The sequence below is a fragment of the Myxococcus sp. MH1 genome, assembly GCF_059738865.1.
In genome coordinates, this window is sequence record NZ_AP026947.1 from 10476080 (window position 1) to 10502804 (window position 26725).

Genomic DNA, 26725 nt, shown 5'->3' on the forward strand with positions numbered 1-26725 from the left:
CATGACGACACCGATTCCCTATCGAGACATCACACCCGCGCAGCTCGACACGCTCGCCCCGGGCACGCGGCGCATCGACGTGCGCGAGCCGGACGAGTTCACGGGGCCGCTGGGGCATCTGCCCGGCGCCGAGCTCGTCCCGTTGGACACGCTCGAGCGCGTGGCGGTGACGTGGCCCCGCGAGGCGCCGTTGCTGCTCATCTGCCGCTCGGGCGGGCGCTCCGCCCAGGCGGCGGGGCTGCTGGCCCGGGCCGGCTTCCAGCACCTCTACAACCTGGCGGGCGGGATGCTCGCCGTGCGTGAGCCGCTCCCGGGCTGAGCGCGCGTCACGGAAGGACACCATGGAACTGCTCGGCTTCTCATTGGCGGCGTTGATGGGGCTGTCGCTCGGCCTGCTTGGCGGCGGCGGCTCCATCCTCACCGTCCCCATCCTCGTGTACGTCCTGGGCTTCGGCGCCAAGGAGTCCATCGCCATGGGACTGGCGGTGGTGGGCGTCACGAGCCTGGTGGGCGCGGCGAGCCACTGGCGCAAGGGGAACGTCCGGTTCCGGGCGGCGCTCCTGTTCGCGCTGGTGGCCATGGCGGGGACCTATGGCGGGGCGAGGCTGTCGGCGCTCCTCTCGGGGGCGACGCAGCTGCTGCTCTTCGCGGCGGTGATGCTGGTGTCCGCGTTCTTCATGTTCCGCAATGGTCGACGCGACGCCGCGAGCGCGCCCTCGCCCCACAAGGCGCCCGTGCCCGTCATGGTGCTGGCGGCCCTGGGGGTGGGCGGGCTCACGGGGCTGGTGGGCGTGGGGGGAGGGTTCCTCATCGTCCCGGCGCTGGTGCTGTTGGTGGGGCTGCCGATGAAGCAGGCGGTGGGGACCAGCCTGCTCGTCATCGCGCTCAACTCGCTGGTGGGCTTCGCGGGCTACCTCGGCCATGTCGAGGTGCCCTGGGGCGCGCTGGGTGTCTTCACGGCCATCGCCGTGGCCGGCATCCTGACCGGCACCTGGGCCTCCCACTTCGTGTCCCAGGCCACGCTGAAGACGGCCTTCTCCGGCCTGCTCGTGGTGATGGGCGTGTTCATCCTCGTCAAGAACCGCGAGGCCCTGATGAGCGTGGGCGAGGTGACGCCCACGTCCGTCGGCGCCGCGGTGACGGGCACGCCTCGGAGCTCGGGGGGACCCTAGCGGTCTCCTGTGCGCGAGCCGCGCCACGGCGAGCGCGTGGGCCACCGGCAACAGGCTTCGAGCCGAAGGCCCGCCAGGATTTCGGCGCAGCCCTCCTCAGATGACGCCTCCTCGGCGGCGGTCCGGAAGTCGGGGAGGATGCTGGCCCAGGCCCACTCGTCGAGCTGACCGGCCTGGGATACGAGCGGGCTCCGGCCCCACTTGTCCTGGCTGTCCGGCTCGCCGGACTCGAAGTCGAGCCAGAGGCAGCCCGTCAGGCGCGGGGCCTCGTGGAGCTGCGCGCAGTCCTTCGACGTGGCGCGCTTCGTCCCGGACAGGTCGAGGGGCTCGCGGAAGCCGTCGGGCGCGGCGCCACCTTCGGTGGAGAGGGCACGCAGCGGCGCATCCTTTTGCAGGATGCTCGCGGCGGTCTCCTCGTACAGCGTGGAGGTCATCGGCCCCACCCCATTTGGTCCCGGACGCTGTAGTCATGTGGGCAGGACCTGCCCAACCTGAGTCCGCCGCCGGGTCCGCGTCGTTCCATGTGGAGGTATGGGCGGAGCTCCAGTCGACGATGGGCCTGCCTTCCGTGTTCTCCCGCGCCTGGACGTGCGTGAGCAGCACCCGGAAGTAACCCATGGGGGCGTAGCTCGCGCCCCGAGATGTGGCTCCGGCGGCCATGGGCGGCAGCCGCACCTGGGCCGCGGGGGAGGCCTCGAAGAGACGGACGACGGGAGTGATGGGCGGGCTGCGACTGCCCATCTCGTTGAGGCGTCCCCTGGAGCAGGACAGCCTGGGCCGCCGCGCCCGAAACGGGGACCTGCTCCCCTCCTCGCCGGCTTCATCACGGCGCGGAGGTCGCGCCGACCGCGGTCTCAGGCGATGAAGCCCCTGCAAGCCTCGGTGAACCTCTTGATGTCGTCGAACGCGTAGTCGACGGAGTCGTTCTGGTTCTTGCCCTTGACGGTCGTGGCGCCATCCGAGTTGGGCAGCCCGCAGACATCGAATCCGACCAGCTCACAGCCGCGCTGGGCGAGCAGCTTCATGACCTCCAGCACGGCGAGCTGGGAGTGCTCCGGCGTGTGCTGTCCGTCCTTGTAGGGAGTGCAGCTCACCTCCGAGATGTCGCGGTCGAAGGTGATGTAGACCGAGTACGCCTTGCCGGTCAGCCCGGCCTTGGCCTCGATGGACGCCAGCAGGCCCTCGACCTCGGAGCCGCCGTGGGTGTTGGTCCCCGTGGAGATGTGTGCCTGTTTCTTGTCCTGGCCCTTGTCGGTGACCACCATGGTGGAGAAGTCACCCGAGATGGCCTCCTGGTTGCGATTGCGCTGGAGGCCGATGGCGGAATAGGCGGTGGCGAGGCGGCCCGACACGAGATGGCCGCACGGTTCGAAGAGCTTCACGGCCCAGGTGCTGCAGTGGATGGACTCGCTACCAGCCACGCCGTAATCGTAATGGGCGTCGAAGTTGAGGACGAGCGCGTCCTCCTTGGTCGCGCGTTTCATGGCCCGTGCCACCAGCGGCCAGGACATGTGGTGGGCGCTGTTGTGGTCGATGATGCCGAAGAGGAAGGGCTGGCTGGCGTCGTCCGTCAGGAAGGGCGCCTTGCCGAACAGACCATTCACTCCGAGGAACGCGTCGGCGAAGTTGGCGAAGTTCACCTCGCCGTTGCACGCGCCCTTCACCTCCTTCGTGAAACACACGTTGCCGAAGTCCGCGTATTTGAACGACTTGTTGGGACCCTCAACGGCGCCCCTCGTGTATTTCGCGGCGAACTCGAAGCCACCGATGGTCTCCATCGCCTTGAGGTACTTGTCCATCTTGCCCATCGTCATCACGTCTCCGATGCGCGGAGGGATGAGCGTGAACTTGGGGGCCATTCCGAAGTAGGCGTGTATCATCGATGTTATCGGACTCGCTCGAGAAAGGAGGGCTCGATGCTTCAACGTGAATCATCCGGAGGCTCACGCGGAGCGTCAAGTCACGTCGGCCCCCATGAGCGGCCCCACCCGGCGCGAGGACTGCGCGGGGTTCGACACGCCGACCTGGTGCATGGGGAGACAGCACCTCAGTTGCGCCCGTAGATGCGGCGCCGCTGGTAGCGGAAGAACCCCGCGGCCTCCTCGCGCGCGAGCGTCGAAGCCTCATGCCCGAAGTACTGCTCGCGCAAGGCGCCCAGCTCGGCGTCCAGGGAGTCCGCTTGCCCGAGCCGTGAGAGCAGCGCCTCTCGCGCCTTCATGTACGCGTGCCCTTTCTCCCAGCGGGCATCCTTGTACACATCCTCCGCGGCCATGCGCGCGATCTGCTCCTCGGAGTAGCCCATGCGCCGCCGGATGTCCGCGAGGGCGGCGCGCCGTTCCTCCACCGACATCCCGACGAGGTGGGCCTGCACCGGCTCGAGCCGGAGGAACAGCTCCGTCGCCTGAGACCGCACCAGCTGGGCCTCTGTCTTTCGAGGGTCCACGCCGGCGATGGTGGACAGCCGGTCGAGGAACACTGCCTGCTGCGCCTCGAGTGGGAGCGTCGGGTCCACGTCAAGGAGTTCGCGTCGCTTCGCCTCCTCCTCCTGGCCGAGGGCGCGAGCCTCCTGCATCCAGCGCGCGGACACCTCGGCGGTCGGGTCCTTCGGTGTCGGTCCGGAGTCCTGCCTGACAGTCCGCCGAGGCGCTTGCCCAGGGGGCGACACTGGAGCAGGCGCGGGCCGCGACGCATCCGCCTGTGCGACCGGCGCGTCCCCGCCTCGAACGAGGGAGAACGCGCCAGCCGACAGGAGGGTGCCGGCCGCGAGAAGGACGATGATGTTCCCGCGCCGACCGAGCATCAGAGACGCGGCTCCAGCTTGGCCCAGATGAGGTTGGCGATCTTGTTCGAGCCCGAGGTCGTCGGGTGGACGCCGTCGGCCTTGATGTCGGCGTTGGTGATGACCGAGCGGGGGTCGACGAAGTCGCAGTCGACGACGGCGTTCGCGCACGCCGTGCCGAGAATCTGGTCTCCGTAGTCGACGGCCTGGTCGAGGTCGCTGGCGTTGAGGAGCCCGAACTTGGTGCGGTAGTAGCCGAGGTAGACGACGTCGGTGACGCCGCTGGTCGACATGTCGTTCAGCAGGTCCGCGACCTCGACGTAGATGTCGTCGATGTAGTCCTTGCAGCTCTGCGACAGGCGGCCGAACTCATACCACTGCGTCTTGCAGTTGTACGGGTCGGCGAGCGCGATGGTGGGGATGAGGATGTCATTGCCGCCGCCATCCATCACGACGATGTGGCTGTTCGGATTGTCGGACTCGGCGAGGTCGAACTGGCCACGGACGGAAGGAGTGATGACGCCACCTTCAATCTCCGCGCCGGAGGTCGTGTAGTTGCGGAACGTCCCACCCGCCTTGGCGTGGAGGGCGGTCTGAATCTCCCCCGAGAGCGCGAAGATGGAGTCGCCCAGGAACACGACGTCGTTGTTGTCCGCGTGGGTGATGCGCGGGGCGCTCATGAGCTGACCGAGGCCACAGCCGGCGAGCAGCATGGGCGTCGTGACGACGAGGGCTTGTGCCCACCGGGGCAGACGCGCACGACCAGAGACTTGGAACGCCTTCATAGGGTGCCTTCCCGCCAGCAGGACTCGCCCGCCGACGTGCCGTTTGGGGATACGTCCGTGATTGCTCCGTCCTCCGGACTTTCCGGAAGACGTCCAATTCGCGCACAGGATTGATTCGGAAGTCAAAGCTCAAAAATGCCAACAAGCCGTGAGCGCGGTCCTGCGATAAATTTCCAGAACCAGTGCGCCGGGCCCGTTCGCACCGCGAAACATGCGTCTGTGTGACAGGGTCGCGAGTGGAACCACGGGTCCGAGGTCCAATGCCTGTTGGCATCACGGCGAGCAACAGCGCGCGTCGTCCTCGCGCGCGATGCATCCATCGCGTGCTCAACGCCTTCCGGCATCACGGCGAGCAACTGCACGCTCCGACTTATCGCTCTCGCCGAGGGCCATCTTGTGCTCAACGCCTTCCGGAATCACAGCGAGCAACGGAGCTCAAGCTCGACGCCAGCGCGAACCATGTGTAGTGCTCAACGCCTTCCGGAATCATGGCGAGCAACGGACGGTGTCGATGCGCAGCTGCGCCACGCCGGACGAGGGTGCTCAACGCCTTCCGACATCACGGCGAGCAACGGAGGACAACAATATCTACAAGAACACGGACAAGCCCCCTCGTGTGCTCAACGCCTTCCGGCATCACGGCGAGCAACGGCAAGTCACCATCGCCAAGGTGCGCCGCAAGTACAAGTGCTCAACGCCTTCCGGCATCACGGCGAGCAACGGGACGGCTGCTGGAGGAGACACCAACACGGCGTCTCTGTGCTCAACGCCTTCCGGCATCACGGCGAGCAACGGACTGAACATCTTGCCCATCAACCGCCGAAGCGTGCCCGAGCGCTCAACGCCTTCCGGCATCACTGCGAGCAACGGGGAGACCTCCACCGGCTCCCGCAAGCTGAAGAAGTGCTCAACGCCTTCCGGCATCACGGCGAGCAACGGTCGTGAACGTCGGCGTGTGCATCGAGGGGCTCGAGTGCTCAACGCCCTCCGGCATCACGGCGAGCAACGGCCGGCTACGCCGACGCGTTTTGGAGCAACAGCGAGAAGTGCTCAACGCCTTCCGGCATCACGGCGAGCAACGGCCTCACGGGGAAAGCCGGGGACGTGCTCCTGAAGAAGTTGGTGCTCAACGCCTTCCGGCATCACGGCGAGCGGCGGTGGACGTCCATCGGTGAGGAATCCCTCGACCGCCTCATGTGCTCAACGCCTTCCGGCATCACGGCGAGCAACGGCGCACCGAGCCACCAAGCTCCCAGCCCTGGCTGTCTAGTGCTCAACGCCTTCCGGCATCACGGCGAGCAACGGCCGAGGTGCTCGAGCTCTACTCGCTGCTCGGTGTCGTGTGCTCAACGCCTTCCGGCATCACGGCGAGCGGCGGACTTCGCCAACACGGAGGGCGAGGAGTTGGCGCGCCAGTGCTCAACGCCTTCCGGCATCACGGCGAGCGGCGGCACGCGAGCGTCCAGCGCTACAGGAAGATTGTTCCGTGCTCAACGCCTTCCGGCATCACGGCGAGCGGCGGAAGGGCGTGCACGCCTGCGTGGTGCCGTGGTCGGCCATGAACTCAACGCCTTCCTGCATCTGTCAAGGACCGGGGTCATGGACCGCGGGAGGGTCGGCCAAGCGGATCGGGTTGCTGAGCTCGTCAGGGAGCCGCTGCTCGAGTTCGCGGCGTTGACGAGGTCGGGGTCGGCCAAGCGGATCCACGCCGTGGCTAGCGCGCTTCCGCGGCGGCGGCCTTTCGGCGCCGGACGGGAGGCGGATTGCGGTAGCTATCGCCTTCGATGACCAGGACATGCGAGTGGTGCAGCAGCCTATCCATGGCGGCGCTGGCCATCAGCGGGTCCCCGAAGAGCGGAGGCCACTCTTCGATTGCGCGATTGGAGGTGATGACAGTGCTCTTGCGCTCGTACCTCTGTCGGACGACTTCGTAGAGGTCCACCGGCTCGTCCTGTGTCAGCCCGCGCAGGCCGAGGTCATCGATGATGAGCAGGTCCGGCGAGGTGAAGCGCAAGAGGCGCTTGTCGTAGGAGCCGTCGCCCCTGGCGGAGCGCAACTGCATGAGCAGTTCGTGGGTGCCGACGTAGAGGGTGCTGAAGCCAGCACGGCACGCGCGGTGGCCGAGAGCCTGCGCCAGGTGGGACTTGCCCACGCCGGTGGGGCCGACGATGAGCACGTTGTCGTGGCGCTCGAGGAAGCCGCAGGTGCCCAGCTCCAGCACCTTGGCCTTGGGCACGCTGGGGTTGAAGTGGAAGTCGAAGTCCTCCAGCGTCCTGGCGTGCTCGAAGGAGGCGCGACGCACGCGCTGGGAGATTTGCTTGGAGTCGCGGCGCTCCACCTCGTCTCCCAGCAGCCGGTAGAGGAATTCGGAGTGGGAGAGGTTGTCGTCCACCGCCTGCTGGGTGCGCAGCTGCAGGGACTGGAGGACACCGGACAGGCGCAGCTTCTTGAGCATGGGAATCAGCTCGTCAGTGGGACTCAATTTCGGACTCCGAGGGCACGACGGGGAGGTGAAGCAGCTCGGCCACGCTGCGTGCGAAGCGAGGCTGAGAGAGGGAGTCCTTCGGCGGGGAGGCGAGCACCAGGGGAGGGGCCTGCAAGTCCAAGCCCTGGCGCAGCAGACTCTTCAGCCCGCCGTAGCTGTAGGTGCCGTAGAAGTGGGCACGCCGGGCCGCAGCGCGAGCTCGCTCGGCAGGGAATGTCTCCAGGTGCGTCACCATGGCCTGCACGGCACGCAACTGGGAGAGCACCGCGTCGGAGTCGAAGACGGCGCGCACGTAGGTGAGCACCTCGTCTCCCAGCCGGGCGGCCCGGCCTTCCCAGTAGCCTCGGCTGCGGTGACGCAAGTCCGCGCGGTGCTGGGGCAGGTGCTCGTCGAGGGTACTGTAGAGGCCGGTGCCGCGTCGGGCGTGAGTGGCGACGCGCACGTCGTCCGCGTACACCTCGAGACTGGCGTCGGTGACACGCAACCAGACGTCGCTCCCCACCAGGCGCCAGGGCACCGAGTAGAAGCGCCTGTCGAAGAGGACGTGGCTGTCCTGGTGCACGCGCGTGGCCTTCCAGGCGACAGACGTGAAGCGCCGGGTGGGCAGGGGCCGCAGGGCGGGCACCTCTTCCTCACGGAAGACGTCCACCGGGCGCCGGCCCGTCTTCCCATGCCACCGGATGTTGGCGACTTCCGACAGCCACCTCTTCAAGTCCGCCCGGACGGTGTCGACGTCCTGGCCCTCTCGGCCCTTGAAGAAGTTGGACTGGACGTACTTGACGCCCGCCTCCACCTTGCCCTTCTTCTGCGGCGCGTACGGGGGCGTCGGGTCCACCTTGAAGCCGTAGTGTCGGGCCACCTCCCGGTAGCTGCGATTGAGGGCGGACGGCTCGTCCGGAGTGAAGGCCGCGCGCAGCACGGCGGCCTTCAGGTTGTCCGGCACCACCGTTTCCACCACGCCGCCCAACTGCTCGAAGGCGTCCACGTGCAGCCTCAGCCACGTCGGCAGCGACTGCTCGAAGACGACGTCGGCCACCAGGTAGCGGCTGTGCGCCAGCACCAGGACGAACACCCACGCCTTGCGGGCCACCTTCTGCCTGGGACACAGCAACTTGCCGACGTAGCCGAAGCCCACCTGCGCCACCTCTCCGGGCGCCGTCACGACGGGGATGGCCACGTCCTCGGCCCGTACGCCACGCGCCTTGCGCAACTGGCGCACCATCCGCTTCACCGCCGAGGCGCTCGCCGTGAAGCCCTCCACCTCCAGCCGGAGCCTGTCGTGAATGGCTCGTGGCCCCAGTCCTTGGCTCAGCAGCGCCTCTACCCGCTCCTGCCAGCGCACCAGCGAGGACGTCTGCTGCGGTGACACCTTGGACGGCAGGTGCTCCTGCACCAGGGCCTTGAGCACTTCCAGTTCGGGCACCTCGTCCACGGGGCCTTCCAGTGCGCCGGCCCTCACGAGCGCCGCTCGGTACGCCCTCTCCGTATTCGGACCCATTCCCAACAACCGGGCCACTTCGCGCGCACCCGTCCCCATGCGGTGCAACCGCACCAACTCTCTCAACCTGTCCATGTCGACTCTCCGGTAGCTCATCCGCGCGCGTCCCTGGCCGCACCGCGGGGGGCGGTGCTCTTGGACTCGCGAAGATGCACGGGATGACTGGCCCGGTAGGCGCTCTCGCCCCCGCCAGCTGCGTTTCTTCCAACTGTCTTCAGGGTGGAACGGACCGCCGCCCCGACTGCTCCTGATTGCGGTCCGCTTGGCCGACCCCGAGGCGATCCGCTTGGCCGACCCCGCTACGAACAGCTTGGGTGAACCGACTGCGATCCATTACCCCGGTCCGTTACATGCATCACGGCGAGCGGCGGGAGTCCGGCACCCCGTCTACCTCGGATGAAGCCAACCTGTGCTCAACGCCTTCCGGCATCACGGCGAGCGGCGGGGTGGAGTCCACGGAACTGCTCATCGACTACAAGGTGCTCAACGCCTTCCGGCATCACGGCGAGCGGCGGAGGCAGGCTTAACGATGCGGAACAGCGTGACGGGCCAGTGCTCAACGCCTACCAGCATCACGGCGAGCTGCGGGGTTGAAGAACACCGGCACCAACGCGGTCCACATGTGCTCAACGCCTTCCGGCATCACAGCGAGCGGCGGTCTATTCGTCACTTCTACAGTGACGTGGCGGGAGGTGCTCAACGCCTTCCGGCATCACGGCGAGCGGCGGCTGCTCGCGTGCCGTGAGGAGCGGAGCAACCTCTACCGGTGCTCAACGCCTTCCGGCATCACGGCGAGCGGCGGCCCTGAACCATCTACCGGGACGAGAACGCGCCCTTGTTCTCAACGCCTTCCGGCATCACGGCGAGCGGCGGACGTCCGTCCAAGGCCAACCCCGTCACCGAGTATCGGTGCTCAACGCCTTCCGGCATCACGGCGAGCGGCGGGGCTGCAGCCGCTGCGCACCGCCGCGGAGTGCATGTGCTCAACGCCTTCCGGCATCACGGCGAGCGGCGGAAGGAGTAGCCCGGCTACTGCACGCTCGAGGACCGGTGCTCAACGCCTTCCGGCATCACAGCGAGCGGCGGCATGGGACGCCTACGAGCGCGCGGTGACCAAGAGCATGTGCTCAACCTCTTCCGGCATCACGGCGAGCGGCGGACGACGTCTCCCGCACACTCGCATCACACGTCTCCTCGTGCTCAACGCCTTCCGGCGTCACGGCGAGCAACGGCGCTACTGGATTGACCTCCGGGGCGATGTCCTGTGCTCAACGCCTTCCGGCATCACGGCGAGCAACGGAGGTCTACTTCTGAGTGGCGCGTGGGGGAGATGTGGTGCTCAACGCATTCCGGCATCACGGCGAGCAACGGACGGCGACTGTCGTCGTTGAGCTTCGTCGGGCAGTGCTCAACGCATTCCGGCGTCACGGCGAGCAACGGAGGGACCTCACCCCGCGCCATCGCGAAATCCTCAAGTTGTGCTCAACGCCTTCTGGCATCACGGCGAGCAACGGCGGCGCCGGGGACAGGTTGTTCGCCACCACGTCCACCGGGTGCTCAACGCCTTCCGGCATCACGGCGAGCAACGGCTCATGGGCTGGAAGCTCAACACCGAGGACCAGCGCCCGTGCTCAACACCTTCCGGCATCACGGCGAGCAACGGGGCAAGGCCACAGCGGCCCTGAACGTCATCGAACAGGCCCTGTGCTCAACGCCTTCCGGCATCACGGCGAGCGGCGGGCCTGGGTCGAAGGCCCACACCGCCGCGCTGGCCCTGTGCTCAACGCCTTCCGGCATCACGGCGAGCGGCGAGTGATCGAGGGCATGCTCGGACACAACGACGCGGAGTGCTCAACGCCTTCCGGCATCACGGCGAGCGGCGGACTGCCTTGAGGCCATGGTGGGCGCCGGTGCTGCCCAGTGCTCAACGCCTTCCGGCATCACGGCGAGCGGCGGACTGCCTTGAGGCCATGGTGGGCGCCGGTGCTGCCCAGTGCTCAACGCCTTCCGGCATCACGGCGAGCGGCGGGTTGACCTTCATCGCCGACGCGCAGCGGATGCCGGAGTGCTCAACGCCTTCCGGCATCACGGCGAGCGGCGGGGATTGAGGCGAGGGAGCGCGCGCAACTCGCGGCCGAGTGATCAACGCCTTCCGGCATCACGGCGAGCGGCGGGAGCTGGAAGCGACGGCAGTGAAGGGGAAGATGAAGTGCTCAACGCCTTCCGGAATCCCAATGAATCACGGCCCGGGATGACTTGGTCGGCGGCATCATCGAGAACATGTGCTCAACGTCTTCCAGCATCACAGCGAGTGTCGGACCCGAACGAGGGGGTCGAGGACATCATGTTGGAGCGGTACTCAGCGCCTTCCGGCATCACGGCGAGCGGCCCACTACCAGCGCATCGACCCAGTCGACATGCGACCGTTCGTATGTTCAACGCCTCAGAATCACGGCGAGCAGCGAAGTGCCTCGAAACGTCAACCGTCTATTCACCTGACAAAGAGCGCTCCGGAGAACCTTGAAAGGCGCCGCCCCTCCGTCATGAGCATCCGCCACATCCAGTCCCTCAAGGTGCGTCACGTCGTTTTCGTGACGCGCCCTGAAGATGCCTCTCATGCATCTTCCACCAGAAACCGAAGCAACTCCTCGCGGCGCGCCTGGAGCTTGGGGCTCTTCACCCACCCGCGAAGCGCCTCTGCGCACTCCATCCGCGCCTCGCTCGACAGGGCCATCAACTTCCCTCGCCACTGCGCGTTGAAGTCCTCGAGCACCTTGCGCTGCTCCGTCTTCGCCGCCCGCTGCGCCTCCCCCCACGCCTTGAACGCATCCCGCTCTGGTGACGGCCGAGACACCGCGCGCGGTGGATTGACCACCACGCTCCCCTCGGGCACCAGCCGCCCGTATCCCGCGGCCGTCTTGCCCCCCACGCCCCAGTCACGCAGCGCCTCGCACAACCGGTCCGCGACCCAGCGCAACAAGCGGAGCGTCTCCTCGTCCGCCCCCGGGGCCACGCTCAGCGCCACGAGGAAACGCCCCCCAGGACGCACCGACAGGAACGCCACCGGGTTCGGCGACTCGTAGTCGTTGGGCCACGACCCCGCCGTCCCGTACCAGCCCCGCTGGTGCACCGTGAGCACATCGCGCGCCAGCATCCGCGGCCCTTGCTTCTTCTCCTTGTCCCAAGCCGACACCCACGGTGCGTCGTGGAAGAGGACCTGCCCCACGCTCGCCTTCTGGCCGAGCCGTTCATCCCCAGGCACACCGAACAGCCGACGACACGCCACCGCCACCTCGTCGGGCTCGAAGCTCGTGCGCAGGTAGGCCGCGAGCACGCCCTTGAGCGAGGAGCCCGGAATCACCGGCACGCCCCAGGTGTGATGCAGCGTCAGCCCCACCCCCGTCGGCGAGGCATTCCCGTGCCCCGCCAGGAGCCGCCCCGTCGCCCGCATCTCCACCGAGGCCGTGTGCCACTGCGTCAGCGAGCCGCGCCACCGGCGGTACGCCACCCCGTAGTGTTCCGGCTCCCGCGCCCCGTCCATCCAGCCCAACCACCTCCGCCATGGCGAGCCGCTCTCTTCCTTCTCGTCGTCCTTCTGGGGCGCGTAGCGCTCGTGGGCCAGCCCCGCGTGACTCGGGCCCGTCGCCTCGAAACGGGGGAGTGTGGCCAGGACCTCACGCACGAGGAGCCTCCTTGAACGTGGCCTGGACCGCGCGACGGAACCACACCACCAGCCGCAGCGTCTCGCGCGTGGCCAGCATGTACTCCTCCAACCCCAGCTTCCGCACGGCGCCCGGCAGCGTCTCCCCCGTCAGCGCCGAGGACAACCCCGGCAGCCGCGCCTTGCCGAGCACCTTCGCCAGGTCCTCGAGCAGCAACATCGCGGCGTTCGTCTCCTTCGGGTCCCGCTCCCGCTCCAGGAACGTGAGCGCCGCGGCCAGCCCATCCCGCAGCACCGACGCCCCCAGGCCATGCACGCGCGGCTTGTAGTCGTTCCGGAGGCCCGAGGGGACCGCCGTCACCCGGGCATACGCATCCGTCGCCCGCTGCTGCTCTCGCGTCACGCCGCTCATCGCCGGGCCTCCGCGTCGCCCGCCGTCCACGACAACAGCCGACACCACCCACGCCCCACCGTCGCCTTGCCGCCCAACTGGAGCATCGTCCCCTGCCCGCCGAGCGCCGCGTCGAGCACCGCGCTCGCCGCCATCGCCTGCTTCGGGCTCCAAGACGGGGACGCCGCCATCACCCCCATCAGCAGCGTCTCCGCCGGCAGGCTCTCCTCCGTCCAGAGATGGCCCTTCTCAGCCGTCCCCGTCCTCTCGTCGATGCTCACGCGGGTGTCCACCTGCATCGCCGTCTCCCACAGGAAGCTCATGGTCTCGTCATCCACGAGCACCAGGCGCCGCGCGAGCAGCTCCCGCTCATCACCGGGCAGCGCGCGCTGGAGCGCCTCCGCCCAGGCCCCGAGCACCGCGTCGTCCTCGGCGTCCACCTCCAGGTCCAGGTCCTCGAGGTAGACACGCGCCCCGCCCGCCTGCTGGTGAAGACAGACACAGGACTTCAACGAGGCCACCCGCGCGCGGTGCTTCTTCAGCGAGGGGACCGGCGGAGGCGCCTCGCCGCCCCCCTGCCGTCCACCCCAGTCCCGACGCGCCAGCGTCAGCAGCAACGGCGACGTCACCAGCGCGAACGTCCCCACGAAGCTGCGCACCGGCAGCGCGAGCAGCCGCGCGTCGCCCACCACCAGCGCCCCCGCGTACTCGCTGGGCTCGTCCCCCTCGGGCCCGTTCTTCGCGCGCCGGGGGCCGAAGACCGCGTCGGTCCGGACGGTGTCGCTCGCGCTCGCGTCACGCAGTACGCCCTTGAGCGACGAGCCGGGGATGATGGGGATGCCCGTGGAGCGCATCCGCATCAGCGGCAGGTCGATGACTCCCACGCTCTGCCCCGTGCCGACGTGCAGGGGGGACAGGGCTTGCAGCAGATAGGCTCGGCTTTCCATGCTCACGCTCCACACTCCGGGGGCAGTTCCCAGACGCCGGGCAACACCTGCCCGAGCGCCTCGTCGCGGCCGCCGCCCCACGAGGCCAGCCACAACGCGCGCAGCTCCTCGGTGGTGAACCAGCCCCCACCGACCTTCTCGAAGAAATAGACAGACCCCGCCGGCACCCACCGCCGCGTCGCCCGGGGCTGGCGCTTCACCATGTCCCACGCGGACACATCCTGCGCCCGAGGCACCAGCGCCGCGCGCAACACCACCCGCCCCTCCACCCCAGGCAACGTGCCCACGTACTCGGGCTCGCCACCTTCCGCGCACGCGAAGCCATCCGGCAGCCACCCGCGCTCGAAGCTCGCGGGCGTCGCCAGCACCAGCTTCAAGCCCATCGAGGGCTCGGGCTGGAAGTCCTCGGGGCAGGCGAACAGGTCCGCCGTCGAGCGCTCCACCTCCGTCAACCGCCTGCGGCCTCCCAGCCCCAGCACGCCCGAGGGGAAGCCCGTCACCGCCTCGCCCTCGGGCTGCCTGCAGCGCACGCCCAGCGCCCACTCCACCGCGACCGGCGCCGCCGCGCCCTCGCGCTTCTCCAGGCGCAGCAGCTCCACGACCTGGCGCGAGTGCAGCATCGTGTCCTCCGCGGTCTGCTTGTCGGGCGCGATGGCCACGTGCAGGTCCGTGCGATGACCGGGGCCCGGAGTCGCCGGAGCCGCGAGGTCCTTGCGCAGCAGCCACGCGACCATGTCCGCCTCGGACCAGAACGCCGGCGCATCGCCCGAGGGCTTGCCCATCCGCCCCTCGTGGTCCGGCCGGGGATGCCACAGCGCCTCGCGCGCCCGGTCCTCATCGGGGCCGAGCGAAGTGATGACGCCCTCCGAGTCGGGCCACCAGGGCCGCAGTCGCTCGACCCGCGCGGGCTCGCCGTCCTTGCCCGCCACCACCACCGCGTCCGCGGGCGCGGGCCACATCCGGTGGCGCGGGGTGAAGGACGTCTCCCCCAGGTCGCGCCGCAAGGCGACGAACCCCGTCAGCGCGAGGCTCGCGGAGCGCCGCTCCCACGCCTCGGGCGTCAGCCGGACACCTGGCTGATTCGACATGAGGTCCTGTCCCCACGCGGCGCGCAGCGCGCCTCGCACCGTCGTCGGCAGCGGCCACGGATGCGAGTACCCGCGCCCCACTTCACTCGTGTACCAGCCGCGGCCATCCTTCACGGACAGCCCGTCGCGCGGCAGCAACGCGAAGCACTCCTCACTCATGCGCCACCTCCCTCTCTGAGCTCCAGTCCGCGACGCGAACGCTCGAGCGTCCCCGCCACCAACATCCGGTCCACCCACGCGAGCAGCTCCGCGTGGACCGTCTCGACACACTCCGGCGGCTCCTCCGCGAGCGCAGCCAGCCCCACGTCCGTCAGGGACAGGGCCTTGTCCTCCCGCTCACGGTCCTCGGAGTCGCGAGCCCGCCCCTCGGCGCGCGCCAGGATTCGCGACACCTCGGCCACCAGCACTGCCGCCTGTTCCTCCGACGACGTCTCTGCGGGGAAGCGACGCACCATCGTCTCCACCTCGTGCACCTTGCCCAGGGGCAGCCGGTCTCCTCCCAGCAGCGCCATGTCCTGGGACAGCCGGGCCAGCGGCTCCACGGCGGCGCCCTTCGGTGTCCAGCTCGCGGTCCACAGTCGCTCGCGCCCCGCATGCTTCGCCACGAGGACCGCGAGCGCGTCGCGCCCCGCGTCCTTCGCGGCCTTCTCCGCTCGACGCCCCAGGGCCAACAGCTGCCCCAAGCTCTCCATCACGTGGCCGATGCCCAGCCCCACCGACAGCGTGGGCACGGACGCTCCGCTGACAGGGGCCAGGTGCTTCGAGAAGGCGGCCGCCAGCGCCCGGGCACACTGGAGCGCGTCCGCCGGACACACGAAGGCCAGGACGTCATCGCCCCCCGCGTAGACGAGCATCCCGCGGTAGCGCGACTGGACGATGTCTCGCGCCTCCGCCGTGAAGCTCGCGAGCGCGTGGGAGACACGGCGGTGCGCCTCGATGCCCCCGTGCTCCGCCAGTCGTCGGAGCAGCTCCCCCATCCGGTCCCCGTCGGCGACGAGGCAGGCCACGTAGGGGTACGGCGCCACGGACATCGCCGCGAGCAGCGGGCGGATGTGCTCATCCGCGAAATGCTCGGCCTCCTGCTTCGCCGCCTTGGGGTCCTCACTCCACTCCGTGAAGTACGGACGCCAGCGGTCGGGAAGCAGGAGCTGGCCATCGAACGGGAACGCGTTCACCCACGCCAGGTCCGTCCGGTACACCGACGTGAACCCGCGATGGTCCGCGCACGCGCCACGCAGCGCGGAGAGCTTCGGGCCGTGCTTCTTGCTCGCCGTCTCCAGCCACGCCGCCAGCCCGATGCTCGGCACCGGCACGAACTGGTCCGGCTCGCCACCCGCGCGCTTGAGCAGCCCCAGCGCATCCAACTCCTCGCGCTCACCGATGCGCAGCCGCTTCCACTCGCCACTCCGCGGGCGCTCGCGCTTCAGCACCGACGCGCGTCCACCGTCGAGGCTCGACTTGTGCGTGCCCGCCGGGGGCGCCTGGGTCCAGGCCCTGAACTCGCGCAGCCCCCGGCGAGCCTCCAGCGCGGCCTCGGCCTCCTCGAGGGCCGTCAGGTAATCACCGTCCTCCATCGGCGCCCAGGCCGCGTGGAACTCCAGGAAGGTGTCGAGCTGCTCGTCCGCCCACGCGTCCGCGCCCTCCGCGAGCAGCGGCCCGCCGCGCTCTCGCACGCGCACCCACTGTTCGCGCAGCGTGGCCCGAGCCGCCTTGCGCGCCGCGCGGGCCACCTCGGCCGCATCACCCTTCACCACCGCGAGGACCTTGTTGGGGAAGCCCTTCACGGCCTCGGCGTCGGCCAGGGCCTGGTCGGTCCTGGTGACACGCCCCGAGGGCTTCGGCGCCGCCGCGTCGAGCTGCTCCGGATGCGGGAAGATGAGCTCGGCGCCCGCGTCTCGGAGCGCGCACGCCATGGCGTGGCTCAAGGAGGAGAGCAGATAGCTGCCGAACCACAGGTCGCGCGTGCGTCGGGCCTGGGCGATGAAGCCCTGCACCGGGCCGACCTTGAGCACGAGCACATAGGACTGAGTCGTCATCGGCTTACGCCTCCCGAGCCTTCTTCGTGTCACGCAGCCAGTTGAAGAACGCCTCGCGCAGCGACGTCGCCTCGCGTAGGGGCGTGAAGAGCGGTTGGTCGTCCTTCGCGCGCAGCACGTCGAAGTCCGCGCGCGTGGCTTCGAGGGGACGGTTGGATTGCACCAGGAGGACCTTGCCGCCCTCGGGGTAGCCGCGCTCGAGCCACAGCGCGATGGGCTCGAAGCGGCCGTTGGCCAGCGGCATCGCCTTGACGATGAGCGGCGAGGCCAGGCGGTCCTTCGGCTCTCGCTCCCGGTCTCGAGCCCACTGGAGCTGCATGTGCTTGGGCTCGGCGGGGACGTGGTTGTCTTTGGAGTCCCGCTTCCCCTGCTGGAAGTGGACGACGATGGGCAGCCCGAAGCCCGCGCGTGGCCACGCCGGAGTCCTCGAGTACGCCGGGCGCGGCGCGTGCTCCTCGGGATAGGTGCGCGCGTGGTGACGAATCTTGTCCGCCTCCGGCCAGTTGGAGCGGCCCGCGCGGTTGTCTCCCGTGGGGCTCGGGTTGCGAGCACGCGCGCCCTGGATACCCGCGGTGCCCTGGCGGAACGCGCGCAGCCAGCCCAGCGCCTCCAGCCAGGCCTTGCTGCCATCGACCGTGGACTCGTCCCGAGGCCCCCGAAGGAGCCTCGCGCCGCGCAGCAGGGGCAGGTCGCGCGGAGCCCCCGCGAGCTCGGGCTGGAAGAGGGGCACATCGCCGAAGAGCCGGCGCAGCTCGGCGCGGGTGGCGTTCTTCGGCAGCCATTGCCGACACTGCTCCTCCGTGGCGAACGTCACCGTGCCGCAGCCACGACGGGGCCGTGAGCCATACCCACCGAAGAGCACCCACGCGCGCAAGGCGTGACGGACCTCGTCGGACAGCGCGCCCTCCGGAGCGCTGACCTCCAGCGTGAAGCGCAGCCCCGGCTTCCACCGAGGCGCGGCCTCACCATTCTTCGGAGCACGAGCGGGCCAGAGCGCATAGGACTGCTCCTCGCCCAACGAGATGTCATCCGGGTCCTGCGCGGAGACGGTGACGGCGCGCACGCACAGGTCCACCTGCGAGCGACAGGGCTTCTCTTCGCCCAGCGTCATCCCGCCCCACAGCGCGCGCTCACGCCGGGCCAGTTCGAGCCGCTGATGCTCGCCGTAGGCATGGCCATACAGCGCGCGCCACCAGAAGCGCAGGTGTCCGCGCAGCGTGGGCACGCGAATGGGGTCCACCTCGGAGAGCTGACGCGGGACAGGCGCGCCCCCGAGGATGGGCGTGACGGTCTTCAGGTCCACGGTGAAGGTCTCTCGCCGAGGGCCCGTGGGCAGTCCGCGCCTGGGGTGCGGGTCCTTGGATGGCACGGGCAGGTTCAAAGAATCAGGGCACACCTCGGCTCCTCCTCGACCCGCCAGGGCAGGACGGTGATGGGGGTGAAGACATGGGGCGACCTCGCCCACGGGAAAGGGCTCACGACTCGCAGAGGGGCTTCGGGCGGCCGCGGACGGCTGAGCGCTCCCGGTGGTGGTGGATGAAGCGTGGGCTGGGGCGTCGGTGCACATGTCCACCGAGGAGGACGCCATCGCCGCGCGCCCCCCTCGCGGCCCCGTGCGTTTTTCTCCTGTGCGTCCAACCCTACCTGACGGATGTCAGACCTGGATGCTACCTCTCAGGTACAACATGAAACCCATCTTCGACCTGGTGCTCCGGGGGCTCGTCCAGCGCCATCCAGCGCAGTTGCTGTTCCTGCTCTTCGGCGATGAGGCACCACGCTTCGTCCGCGCCGCGGACAGCAGCCTCCCCCAATCCGAGCGACGCGCGGACGCGGTGCTCGTCGTGGAGTCGGACTCGGAGCGCTTCGCAGTGGAGCTCGAGCTCCAGGCACAAGCAGACCCGGACTTCGCACGGCGGCTCCTGGACTACACCGTGCGCGTGCACCTGCGCGAGAACCTCCCGGTGTTGCCCGTGGTCATCCTCGTGGTCCCCGAGGCCGAAGGTATCCGCCCACCCTACGTCATCCGCTGCCAAGGACAGCCGCGACTCACCTTGGATTTCCTGGTGGTCCGGTTGTGGGAGGTGGACTTCTCGCAGCCGGCCCTCCAAGCCGCCACGCCGCTGTTGCCACTCTCCGTCCTCGATGCCCGAGCAGGGCCCGAGCGAGCGACCTGGGCGGAGACACGCATCCGACAGGCCACCGACCTTTCTCCACGGGAGCAGATGGACTTGCTCGTCGTCCTGGGTACCCTGACGTCACGCCGCTTCGGAAGTGAGCAGCTCACTTCATCGTTGAGGAACATCATGATGGACTCGCCTTTCTGGGATGAACAGCGCGCGCTGGAGCGCGCCCGGGACCGAGCTCGGACGCTCATCAACTTTGCGCGCGTCCGGGAGCTGACGTTGCCCCCGGATTCACAGGAGCGACTGGCGGCACTGGGCGAAGCCGCGCTGGACCAGCTCATCATCCTCGCCTTCTCCCACCCGGACGCGGCGCTGCGCACCCTGCGCGACGCGACCCGGCCCCTATGACTTCCGAGCGCAGCCGTGGCGAAGACATCAAGCCTTCAACAGCGCGCTGAGTCGCTCGACCATTCGCCCCTGCTCGTCCACGGTCGAAACCGCCTCATACAGTGCCTCGAGCCAGTCTTCTCCCTCGCCCAGCGCATAGGCCAGGGAGGCAAAGGCACGGGCCTTCGAGAACATCTCCAGGGCCTCGGCCTCCGCGCTCCCGTCCTCGTCGCACCGGGAGAGATACGCCTCATCAAGCTGCGCGGCACGTTCAGCCAGCTCCCGTCGCAGGGTGGGCGTCGCTGAACCGCCACTCCGGATGGATTCCAGCGCACGGCTGGCGAGAGGGTCCATCACCCTGGAGTGACTCAACCCCATCTCACAAGCCGCCACCAAGGCCGCACGTCGGTTCGAGGATGGGGCTTGCAAGAAGACTTCCGCGAATCCGCGAGCGACAGCATCCAACCGATAGCCCTTCTTCACCGACCCACTCCTTTCAGCGCAGGGCCAGTCTGCCGTCGCCTACGCCGGGCTCGCCAGCTCCCTCGGGCCGCGCTGCCAGCTCCCCACGCCGACACGCAGGCGCGTGGGCAGGAACAGCCCGCACCCCATGTGCCGCCGTCCGCCCATCCCCTGCTCCTGCAAGGTCACGGACGCGCACGCGGACAGGTTGCTCAGCGTCAGCCCATACCCAATCACCTTCTTCCCCGCGATGCGCACCACGCGCCGCCGCCCCACGTGCACCGTGGCCTCGCACTCCAGCGTCGTCAGGGTCCGCTGCACCGCGCTCCGGAAGCTCGCGTCATCCACCGCGTTCTTGAACGTCACCAGCCGCGAGGACAGGGACACCGGCGCCTCCAGCGGAAATACCCGGGGCGCCCCCAGCGTCACCTCGCCCCCGCCCACTTCAATCGCCGAGCCCCCCAAGGGCATCCACACCGGCAACGCCTCCGTCGGGCACCGCACCCTCAGCGTCCCATGCCCCACCAGCAGGCTCTTCCCGCTCGCCCGCGTCCCCCGCAGGTTGAAGATGCCGACGTCCTTGCGCTCGTGCAGCCCCGGCAGCCGGTGGGACAGCGCCGAGAACAACGCATACCCATGATCCAACGGAACCCCACCGCCTCGCGCGGGGTAGACGAGGTCAATCACTGACATGTTCATCCTCGATGGCCCCGCCACGGCGGGACCCGTCTGCGGGGAAGTCCTCGTCCGACACCCTGGACGAAGGGGTACTCAGGTGATGACACCCGCCCACGCATGGAACGCCGGCGCGACGCCACGGGCCATACCTCTCGAAAGGCAGCCCAGGCACGTCCGATGCTCGGAAAGCAGGGGTCATCACGCAGCTCCACCCAGGAAGACGCCAACGCCACGTCGTCCCCTCGCGCCCCCTCGCTTTTTTCGCCGGCCCCGCTCAGCGCCCTCGCCGCTTCGAGGCCCGCGCCGCCCCCTTCGCGCGCGGCTTCGGCGCCGCGTCCTCGCCTCCTTCCTGGAGCGCGATGCGCCGCGCGACCGCCGCCGCCGCCCGGACCTGCGGCGCCAGCACCTCCCCAGGTCCCTCCTGCCCGCCCCAGGATGACGGCGTCCCCAACTGCCGCAGGACCGCCCCCTCCAGCTCCGGCGCGTCGAACGAGAAGCTCAGCGCGGGCAGCGGCGCCCGCGGCTGGTCGTAGTCCGCCGAGGTCAGCTTCCCCAACCTCACCCCCGGCACCTCGGGGACGACGCCCGGCGCCTCCGACTTCACCCGCTGCTTCGTCGAAGGCGAAGCTGGACGCCGCGCGCCCGCCTTCCCGCTCCCGCGCGTGGCCCGCAGGGCCCCCAGCACCTGCTCCTTCGTCCTGCCGCGCAGCTCGAACAGGAGGAACGGGTCGCGGTCCAGCGCCTCGCCGAGCACGTAGTGCGTGGCGGCCACGTGCTTGCACGGGTCTCCCCAGTCCGGGCAGGAGCAGCTCGTCACCAGGTCCTCGCGCCGCTGCGGGAACAGGCTCACGCCCGCCGCGCGGAACACCACGTCGATGTCCTGGGGCATCGACCCCGCCAGCAGCTCCGCGCTGTACTGCGCCTTGCCGCCCATCCCGGCGATGGCCTTCGTCCACACGTCCTCGTCGAGCTGTCCCAGCTTCAGCGAGATGACATAGGGCCGGGGCCGTGAGCCCGTCACCTTCGCGGTGACCTCGCCCCCGCGGATGACCAGGTCATGCGTCCGCCCGGCCCGCGCGTACGTGCGCCCTCGGGCCAGTCGCTTCGAGTCCCCCGCCAGCACACGCTCGAGCGCCTCCAACCAGCGCTGGCCCCACCACGTGACGCCGGCCTTCCTCATCTTGATGCCGTGCTCGGGAGGCGGCCGCTTCGGCGCGGACGTCCAACCCCAGTCATTCCAGCGGCTCATGACGCCACCCCCTTCCGGCGCGGCGCGCGTCGTCGGAGTGCGCTCGGCCCGGGCGCCTCGTGCTCCTCCGCCTCGTCCGCGACGGCGCCCGAGGACAGCGAGAACAGCTCGCGCAGCGCCGCCGTGTCCAGCTCGGTCACCCAGTGCTCGCCCGTGCCCACGACGCGCTCGGCGAGCCTGCGCTTCTGCTCGAGCAGCGTGTCTATCTTCTCCTCGACGGTGCCCGCGCACACCAGCTTGTGGACCTGCACCGCGCGCGTCTGGCCGATGCGGTACGCGCGGTCCGTGGCCTGGTCCTCGACGGCGGGGTTCCACCAGCGGTCGTAATGGAAGACATGGCTCGCCGCCGTCAGGTTGAGGCCCGTGCCGCCGGCCTTGACGGACAGCACGAAGACGCGCGGGCCGTGGGGCTCTTCCTGGAAGCGGCGCACCAGCGCATCGCGCGCCTTGCGCGACGTGCCGCCGTGCAGGAACAGCACCTCCTGCCCCAGCTGCTCCGACAGGTGCGCCACCAGCCGGTCCCCCATCTCCCGGAACTGGGTGAAGACGAGCGCCTTGTCCCCTGCGGACAGGGCCTCATCGAGCATCTCCGTCACGCGCGCCAGCTTCCCCGAGCGCCCCGGCAAGGGCCCCGACTCGCCGAGGTACTGCGCGGGGTGGTTGGCGATCTGCTTGGTGAACAGCAGCAGCGCGAGCACGCGGCCCCGGCGCTCGATGCCGTCAGCGTCCTCGATGCGGCGCAGCTCCTCGTCCACCACGGCCTTGTAGAGCGAGGCCTGCTCACGCGTGAGCGTGCAGACGACCTTCATCTCGTTCTTCGCCGGCAGGTCCGCGATGATGTTCGGGTCGCTCTTGAGGCGGCGCAGGACGAACGGGCCGGTGATGCGGCGCAGGCGCTGCGCGGCGTCCTGGCTGCCATAGCGCTCGATGGGCAGCGCCAGCTCGCGCCGGAAGGTCTCCAGCGGCCCGAGCAGGCCAGGGTTGGCGAACTCGAGGATGGACCACAGCTCCGCGAGGCGGTTCTCCACCGGGGTCCCCGTGAGGGCGAAGCGCTCGCTGGCGCAGAGCGCCCGGGCCGCGCGCGCCGTGGCCGAGGCGGCGTTCTTGATGTTCTGCGCCTCGTCGAGCACCACCGTGGCCCAGTCCACGCGCGCGAGCAGCTCGGCGTCGCGGCGCAGCAGGCCGTAGGAGGTGAGCACGAGCGAGCCCGGGCCGCGCGGGAGGTCCTTCACCGCGCGAGCGCGCTCGGCGCCGTAGTGGGGCGTCAGGCGCAGCAAGGGGGCGAAGCGGGCGACCTCGCGCTCCCAGTTGCCCACCACGGAGGTGGGCGCCACCAGCAGCGTGGGGCGCACCTCGCGCGGAGCACGCTCGAGCCTCCGGAGCAGGAAGGCCAGCACCTGCACCGTCTTGCCCAGGCCCATGTCGTCGGCCAGGCACGCGCCGAGCCCGAGCGACGCCAGGGTGTCCAGCCAGTGCAGTCCACGCGCTTGATACGGCCGCAGCGTGGCGCGCAGGGCATCGGGGGCGGGCTGCGCGGTGGTGCCGCCCGAGCGCAGCCGGCCCAGGCGCTCCTCGAGCGCGCCGGTGGCGAGGACGGTGACGGGGAGCTGTCCGTGTCGCGTCTCTCCGAGCAGGGCCACGCGCACGGCCTCGCTCGCGGACAGGTGGCCGGGGCCCTCGGCGAGGTGGCGCTGGATGGCGTCGAGTTCGTGGGGATCCACCGCGACCCACGCGCCACGGAAGCGCACGAGCGGGGCCTTGCGCTGGGCGAGCAGCGCGAGCTCGCGCGCGGAGAGCGGCGTGTCGCCCAGCACGGCGTCCCAGTCCACGCGCAGGAGCGAGTCGAGCCCCAGGCCCGAGGTGCCCTCGACGACGCCGGCGGTCTGGACGCTCGCGCCTACGCGCATGCGCAGACGCAGACGGCGTCGGCCCGAGGAGGTGAGCTCACCGGGGACGATGACACCGAAGCCCGCGTCGGCGAGCAACCGAGCGCCCTCGGAGAGGAACGTCCACGCGGTGTCGGGTTCGAGCAGGAGGGCCTGGGGGCGGGGGCTTTCGAGCACGAGGCCGATGGGGGAGAAGAGCCGGGCGGCGCGGCCGAGCGCCTCGAGCAGCGACTCCTGCGGGTCACGGAAGGCGCGGCCGAGCTTCTCCAGGTGGCGTCCGCGGGTCTCCCAGACGTCGGCGGCGGACACGAGCAGGCTCGGGTCATCCGGGGCCTGGAGGTGGAAGCTCAGCACGAAGGGCTCGCGGTCCGCCGTCGGAGGCTCGAGCCGGAAGCAGGCGCGCAGCCGGTCCCTCGCGCCGAGCGCGGGCTCGCTCCAGCGCGTCAGCTCGTCGACGACGGAGCGCTCGGCGAAGCCCTCGGGGGCGAAGTCGCGGCGAGGCCCGGAGAGCGCCGCGCGCCAGCGCTCGTCCCATGAGGCCGGGCGACGCGAGGTGGCGCGAGGAGGCAGCGAGGGCCCACCGCCGCGCGCGGCGCGAACGAAGGCATCCACGGTGGCGTCGAGGAAGGCGCGCAGCAGGGCCTCGGGGGCCCAGACGGAGGGAGTGGGACCGGCGTCCACGGGGACGGCGTGGGCGGCGGCGGGCATGCTCCGGGCAAGGGCGACGACGCGGCCGGAGTCCTCTGCGGCGGAGAGGGCCGCGGCCCAGCGCGCCTCGATGCGCTCATTCCTGCGCAGGAGAGTGGGCGCTACGCGCTCCCGCGCGATGAACTCCAGCGCGAGCTTGCTGGCGAGCGTCCAGAGCGCGAGGGAGCCGGGGAATGTGTCGACCTCGGAGGCGGGCACCACGGCGAGTCGCTCGACGGTGGCGGCGAGCGGCAACGCGCGCCCCTCGCACTCGTGAGGCCCGTCGGGCGTGACGAGGAGGGTGGAGGAGGCGTCGCCCGAGCCGCGCAGGTCGGAGAGCACGCGAGGGAGCGGCTCGATTCCCCAAAGGAACAGCGACTCGACGTCGGGCAGGAAGACGAGGGGCATCCGGCTGGAATGTAAGCCCGAGTCCTTGTGGCACCAGGACAATGAAGCGGAAGCAGGCACCCTGGTCATCGGTCCGCCCCCTGCGTCCAGGCCTCAAGGTGGTGACTGGAGACATCAGGGGATGGACAGGAGACATCAGCCGGCGTGTGCCGGGGCGGGGTCCCTTTCTCCACAAGTGCCAGTGCTTCCTGAGAGCTCAGGAAGGAGACCCGGCTGGCGTGGAAGTTGCCTTGGAGCCTTGCAAGTCACCCTCGACGCGCCATCCATCCCCTCGACAACAGGAGTCTCTCCGTGAAAGGCATCAAGCTCGGCGGTTTCAAGAACCCCTTCAGCACCAAGGGCCCTTCGGGCACTGGGAGCGGCGCGAACAAGCCGAGCGCCCCGCCGCCCGTCGAGACGAAGCCCGCGCCCACCAAGCTGAACTCCGTGCAGGATGGGTTCGACACGCAGGGCAGCAAGCCCTCGTCGAGCAAGGTGAACACCCCGCCCACGAAGCAGCCGGGCAAGGACGTCACCTCGTCGTTCGGCGCCAACCCGCTGGGCCACGCGGGGCAGAACGTCCTGAACTCCTACAACATGTTCCCGGGCGGCGCGCCGCAGGGCGTGGCGCTGCCGACCGCGCAGAAGCCCTTCGTCAACGCCAGCGACTCATTGGTGTCGCTCAACGCCCACAAGTACCAGAACAACACGAACCTGTCGGTCTCGCCCGCGGGCAGCCCGGGCGTCCCGGCGCACTACATGCACTACCTCTCGACGGGCGAGGGCAAGTTCGCGGGCATCCAGGGGGTGCCGCTGCATCCGCGTCCCGGCGAGCCGAACATGGTGGTGACGGGCGCGCTCAACGGCTGCGCCGTGCATGCGCTGCACGACACGAAGAACAACAACCTGTCCTTCCTGCACCACGCGGACTACTCGAAGAACGGCAAGGCGGAGCTGGACGGCTTCCTGTCGCAGCACCCGAACCTCAAGCCCGCGGGGAGCTACACGCCCAGCGACTACTCGCACCCCACCGGCAAGCACAACCTCCCGACGGGCTCCACGCCCTTCATCCACTACGCCCAGGGCCCCGGGGGCCAGCCGGGCCAGTGGATGATTTCGGGGCAGCTCAACACGTACAAGAACGGAGGCACGCCCGGGGGCCGCCCAGAGCTGATGCTCCCCACGGACATCCCGGGTGGAGCGCTCCAGTCCGTCCCGGTGACGCTGCCCTGAGGCTGTGACCTCCCGGCCTCAAACCTCGTCGAAGCGTCCCCCCAGGATGCCGTTCGCCTCCAAGGCATCCTTCACCTCTTCGTCGACGATGAGCGGTACACGCCAACCCCACAATCGAAACACCTTCTCGGCGCCGACCTTCGACTTGTCGATTCGCAACCCGATGACGGAGCCATACTCTCCAATCCGGTCATCATAGTCCTCCGCGGTGCGGAGCTGGACCTCTTCGGAGGCTTCGTCATCGATACAGCGGAGCTGTCTGGCCACGTTGAGCAGGAACCAGGTCTCGCTCGTCCCTTCGACCTCCACGGGGAAGAGCTGAACGTCGTGGGGCGCCAACTCTCGGAAGACTGACGCGACTCGTGCGGAGACAATCGACACGAGGCCCACTCCCGCGAACTCGATATCGAGCGCGGTTCCGGGCGTGCGCACCGGCACGCGCAGTCTCTCGGAGAGTTCGACGGGAACACCGTCCGAGAACCGCCAGACGTCTTCAACTTCCCCGCCGTCCAGATGGGTCGGGTCCCCGAGATACCAGCGCCCCTTGACGTACTCGTCCGAGTTCAAATCGAAGAACCGTCGCTCCACGACTCACTCCTCGGCGCCCTTCACGACGAGCTTCCGCAGCTTGGACCCTTCCCTTACGAGATCCCGCACAATCCGAGCAAGCTACCTCTCGAGCGCGACCCGACAGGCCGCGACGGAGCCGCATCGGCATGAATCACGACGTCGCCACGTGCTCAACGCCTTCCGGCAGCACGGCGAGAGGCGGTCAGCTACCCGGCTCACGT

General features: G+C 69.5%; 21 protein-coding genes and 3 CRISPR repeat arrays (1 of these 24 only partly in view). Of the genes, 4 read left to right on the plus strand and 17 right to left on the minus strand.

What is annotated here, in order from left to right; translation table 11 throughout:
• Nucleotide 1 precedes the first annotated feature (1 nt).
• Entirely contained in the window at nucleotides 2-319 is a 318-nt protein-coding gene (locus tag AC6JA9_RS41525; RefSeq protein WP_497958807.1) for a rhodanese-like domain-containing protein, read from the plus strand.
• A gap of 22 nt (nucleotides 320-341) precedes the next feature.
• On the plus strand, nucleotides 342-1172 hold the full coding sequence (locus AC6JA9_RS41530; protein WP_267698799.1) for a sulfite exporter TauE/SafE family protein: 831 nt from the start codon (nucleotides 342-344) through the stop codon (nucleotides 1170-1172).
• Here AC6JA9_RS41530 and AC6JA9_RS41535 read toward each other — a convergent pair.
• From AC6JA9_RS41535 to AC6JA9_RS41590, 12 genes are all read right to left on the minus strand, one after another.
• Nucleotides 1169-1606 carry a hypothetical protein gene (locus AC6JA9_RS41535; protein WP_267698798.1) on the minus strand — a complete coding sequence of 146 codons (438 nt, stop codon included), beginning with the start codon at nucleotides 1604-1606 and terminating at the stop codon, nucleotides 1169-1171. The genes AC6JA9_RS41530 and AC6JA9_RS41535 overlap by 4 nt on opposite strands.
• Nucleotides 1607-2026: 420 nt before the next feature.
• Nucleotides 2027-3052 (minus strand): arginase family protein, encoded by a 1026-nt coding sequence (locus AC6JA9_RS41540; RefSeq protein ID WP_497958808.1) that lies wholly within the window; start codon nucleotides 3050-3052, stop codon nucleotides 2027-2029.
• Nucleotides 3053-3219: 167 nt separating this feature from the next.
• Nucleotides 3220-3744: a hypothetical protein gene (locus tag AC6JA9_RS41545; protein WP_408888652.1), complete on the minus strand. Its 525-nt coding sequence runs from the start codon at nucleotides 3742-3744 to the stop codon at nucleotides 3220-3222.
• A 227-nt stretch (nucleotides 3745-3971) separates the two neighbouring features.
• The gene (locus AC6JA9_RS41550) at nucleotides 3972-4736 is read right to left on the minus strand and encodes an SGNH/GDSL hydrolase family protein (RefSeq protein ID WP_497958809.1); all 765 of its coding nucleotides are present in this window, start codon (nucleotides 4734-4736) and stop codon (nucleotides 3972-3974) included.
• Nucleotides 4737-5059: 323 nt separating this feature from the next.
• A CRISPR array of direct repeats spans nucleotides 5060-6258; the repeat unit is 36 nt; unit sequence GTGCTCAACGCCTTCCGGCATCACGGCGAGCGGCGG.
• A 192-nt stretch (nucleotides 6259-6450) separates the two neighbouring features.
• Entirely contained in the window at nucleotides 6451-7218 is a 768-nt protein-coding gene (istB, locus tag AC6JA9_RS41555) for an IS21-like element helper ATPase IstB (RefSeq protein ID WP_497958810.1), read from the minus strand.
• Nucleotides 7205-8815 carry an IS21 family transposase gene (istA, locus tag AC6JA9_RS41560; RefSeq protein ID WP_497958811.1) on the minus strand — a complete coding sequence of 537 codons (1611 nt, stop codon included), beginning with the start codon at nucleotides 8813-8815 and terminating at the stop codon, nucleotides 7205-7207. The genes istB and istA overlap by 14 nt, the downstream gene beginning before the upstream one ends.
• Before the next feature lie 313 nt (nucleotides 8816-9128).
• Nucleotides 9129-10894: direct repeats of the CRISPR family, unit length 36 nt; unit sequence GTGCTCAACGCCTTCCGGCATCACGGCGAGCGGCGG.
• Between the two features lie 439 nt (nucleotides 10895-11333).
• On the minus strand, nucleotides 11334-12401 hold the full coding sequence (gene cmr6, locus AC6JA9_RS41565; protein ID WP_497958812.1) for a type III-B CRISPR module RAMP protein Cmr6: 1068 nt from the start codon (nucleotides 12399-12401) through the stop codon (nucleotides 11334-11336).
• Nucleotides 12394-12792, minus strand: coding sequence for a type III-B CRISPR module-associated protein Cmr5 (locus AC6JA9_RS41570; protein WP_223750848.1), 399 nt, complete (start codon nucleotides 12790-12792; stop codon nucleotides 12394-12396). Before AC6JA9_RS41570 ends, cmr6 begins: the two co-directional genes overlap by 8 nt.
• Entirely contained in the window at nucleotides 12789-13718 is a 930-nt protein-coding gene (cmr4, locus tag AC6JA9_RS41575) for a type III-B CRISPR module RAMP protein Cmr4 (RefSeq protein ID WP_497958813.1), read from the minus strand. Before cmr4 ends, AC6JA9_RS41570 begins: the two co-directional genes overlap by 4 nt.
• 2 nt (nucleotides 13719-13720) lie before the next feature.
• Nucleotides 13721-14965: a type III-B CRISPR module-associated Cmr3 family protein gene (locus tag AC6JA9_RS41580; protein ID WP_497958814.1), complete on the minus strand. Its 1245-nt coding sequence runs from the start codon at nucleotides 14963-14965 to the stop codon at nucleotides 13721-13723.
• Nucleotides 14962-16842, minus strand: coding sequence for a type III-B CRISPR-associated protein Cas10/Cmr2 (cas10, locus tag AC6JA9_RS41585; protein ID WP_497958815.1), 1881 nt, complete (start codon nucleotides 16840-16842; stop codon nucleotides 14962-14964). The genes AC6JA9_RS41580 and cas10 overlap by 4 nt, the downstream gene beginning before the upstream one ends.
• 4 nt (nucleotides 16843-16846) lie before the next feature.
• On the minus strand, nucleotides 16847-18238 hold the full coding sequence (locus AC6JA9_RS41590) for an RAMP superfamily CRISPR-associated protein (RefSeq protein ID WP_497958816.1): 1392 nt from the start codon (nucleotides 18236-18238) through the stop codon (nucleotides 16847-16849).
• A 289-nt stretch (nucleotides 18239-18527) separates the two neighbouring features.
• Here AC6JA9_RS41590 and AC6JA9_RS41595 point away from each other — a divergent pair, with 289 nt between their 5' ends.
• Nucleotides 18528-19373, plus strand: coding sequence for an RpnC/YadD family protein (locus AC6JA9_RS41595; RefSeq protein ID WP_141330481.1), 846 nt, complete (start codon nucleotides 18528-18530; stop codon nucleotides 19371-19373).
• A gap of 27 nt (nucleotides 19374-19400) precedes the next feature.
• Here the strand turns inward: AC6JA9_RS41595 and AC6JA9_RS41600 are convergent, their stop codons facing one another.
• The 4 genes from AC6JA9_RS41600 to AC6JA9_RS41615 all read right to left on the minus strand — a co-directional run bounded on the left by AC6JA9_RS41600 (nucleotide 19401) and on the right by AC6JA9_RS41615 (nucleotide 24722).
• Nucleotides 19401-19835: a hypothetical protein gene (locus AC6JA9_RS41600; protein ID WP_141330483.1), complete on the minus strand. Its 435-nt coding sequence runs from the start codon at nucleotides 19833-19835 to the stop codon at nucleotides 19401-19403.
• Between the two features lie 39 nt (nucleotides 19836-19874).
• On the minus strand, nucleotides 19875-20507 hold the full coding sequence (cas6, locus tag AC6JA9_RS41605) for a type I-MYXAN CRISPR-associated protein Cas6/Cmx6 (protein ID WP_141330485.1): 633 nt from the start codon (nucleotides 20505-20507) through the stop codon (nucleotides 19875-19877).
• Between the two features lie 259 nt (nucleotides 20508-20766).
• Nucleotides 20767-21741, minus strand: a complete 975-nt coding sequence (locus AC6JA9_RS41610; protein ID WP_497958817.1) for an SWIM zinc finger family protein — start codon at nucleotides 21739-21741, stop codon at nucleotides 20767-20769.
• Entirely contained in the window at nucleotides 21738-24722 is a 2985-nt protein-coding gene (locus AC6JA9_RS41615; RefSeq protein WP_223750842.1) for a DEAD/DEAH box helicase, read from the minus strand. The genes AC6JA9_RS41610 and AC6JA9_RS41615 overlap by 4 nt, the downstream gene beginning before the upstream one ends.
• A 291-nt stretch (nucleotides 24723-25013) precedes the next feature.
• On the opposite strand from AC6JA9_RS41615, the gene AC6JA9_RS41620 reads away from it, so the two are divergent.
• Nucleotides 25014-25934: a hypothetical protein gene (locus tag AC6JA9_RS41620; RefSeq protein WP_223750841.1), complete on the plus strand. Its 921-nt coding sequence runs from the start codon at nucleotides 25014-25016 to the stop codon at nucleotides 25932-25934.
• An 18-nt stretch (nucleotides 25935-25952) separates the two neighbouring features.
• On the opposite strand, the gene AC6JA9_RS41625 is transcribed toward AC6JA9_RS41620, so the two are convergent.
• The gene (locus AC6JA9_RS41625; protein WP_223750840.1) at nucleotides 25953-26522 is read right to left on the minus strand and encodes an imm11 family protein; all 570 of its coding nucleotides are present in this window, start codon (nucleotides 26520-26522) and stop codon (nucleotides 25953-25955) included.
• Nucleotides 26523-26670: 148 nt separating this feature from the next.
• Nucleotides 26671-26725: direct repeats of the CRISPR family, unit length 36 nt; it runs 768 nt beyond the window's last position.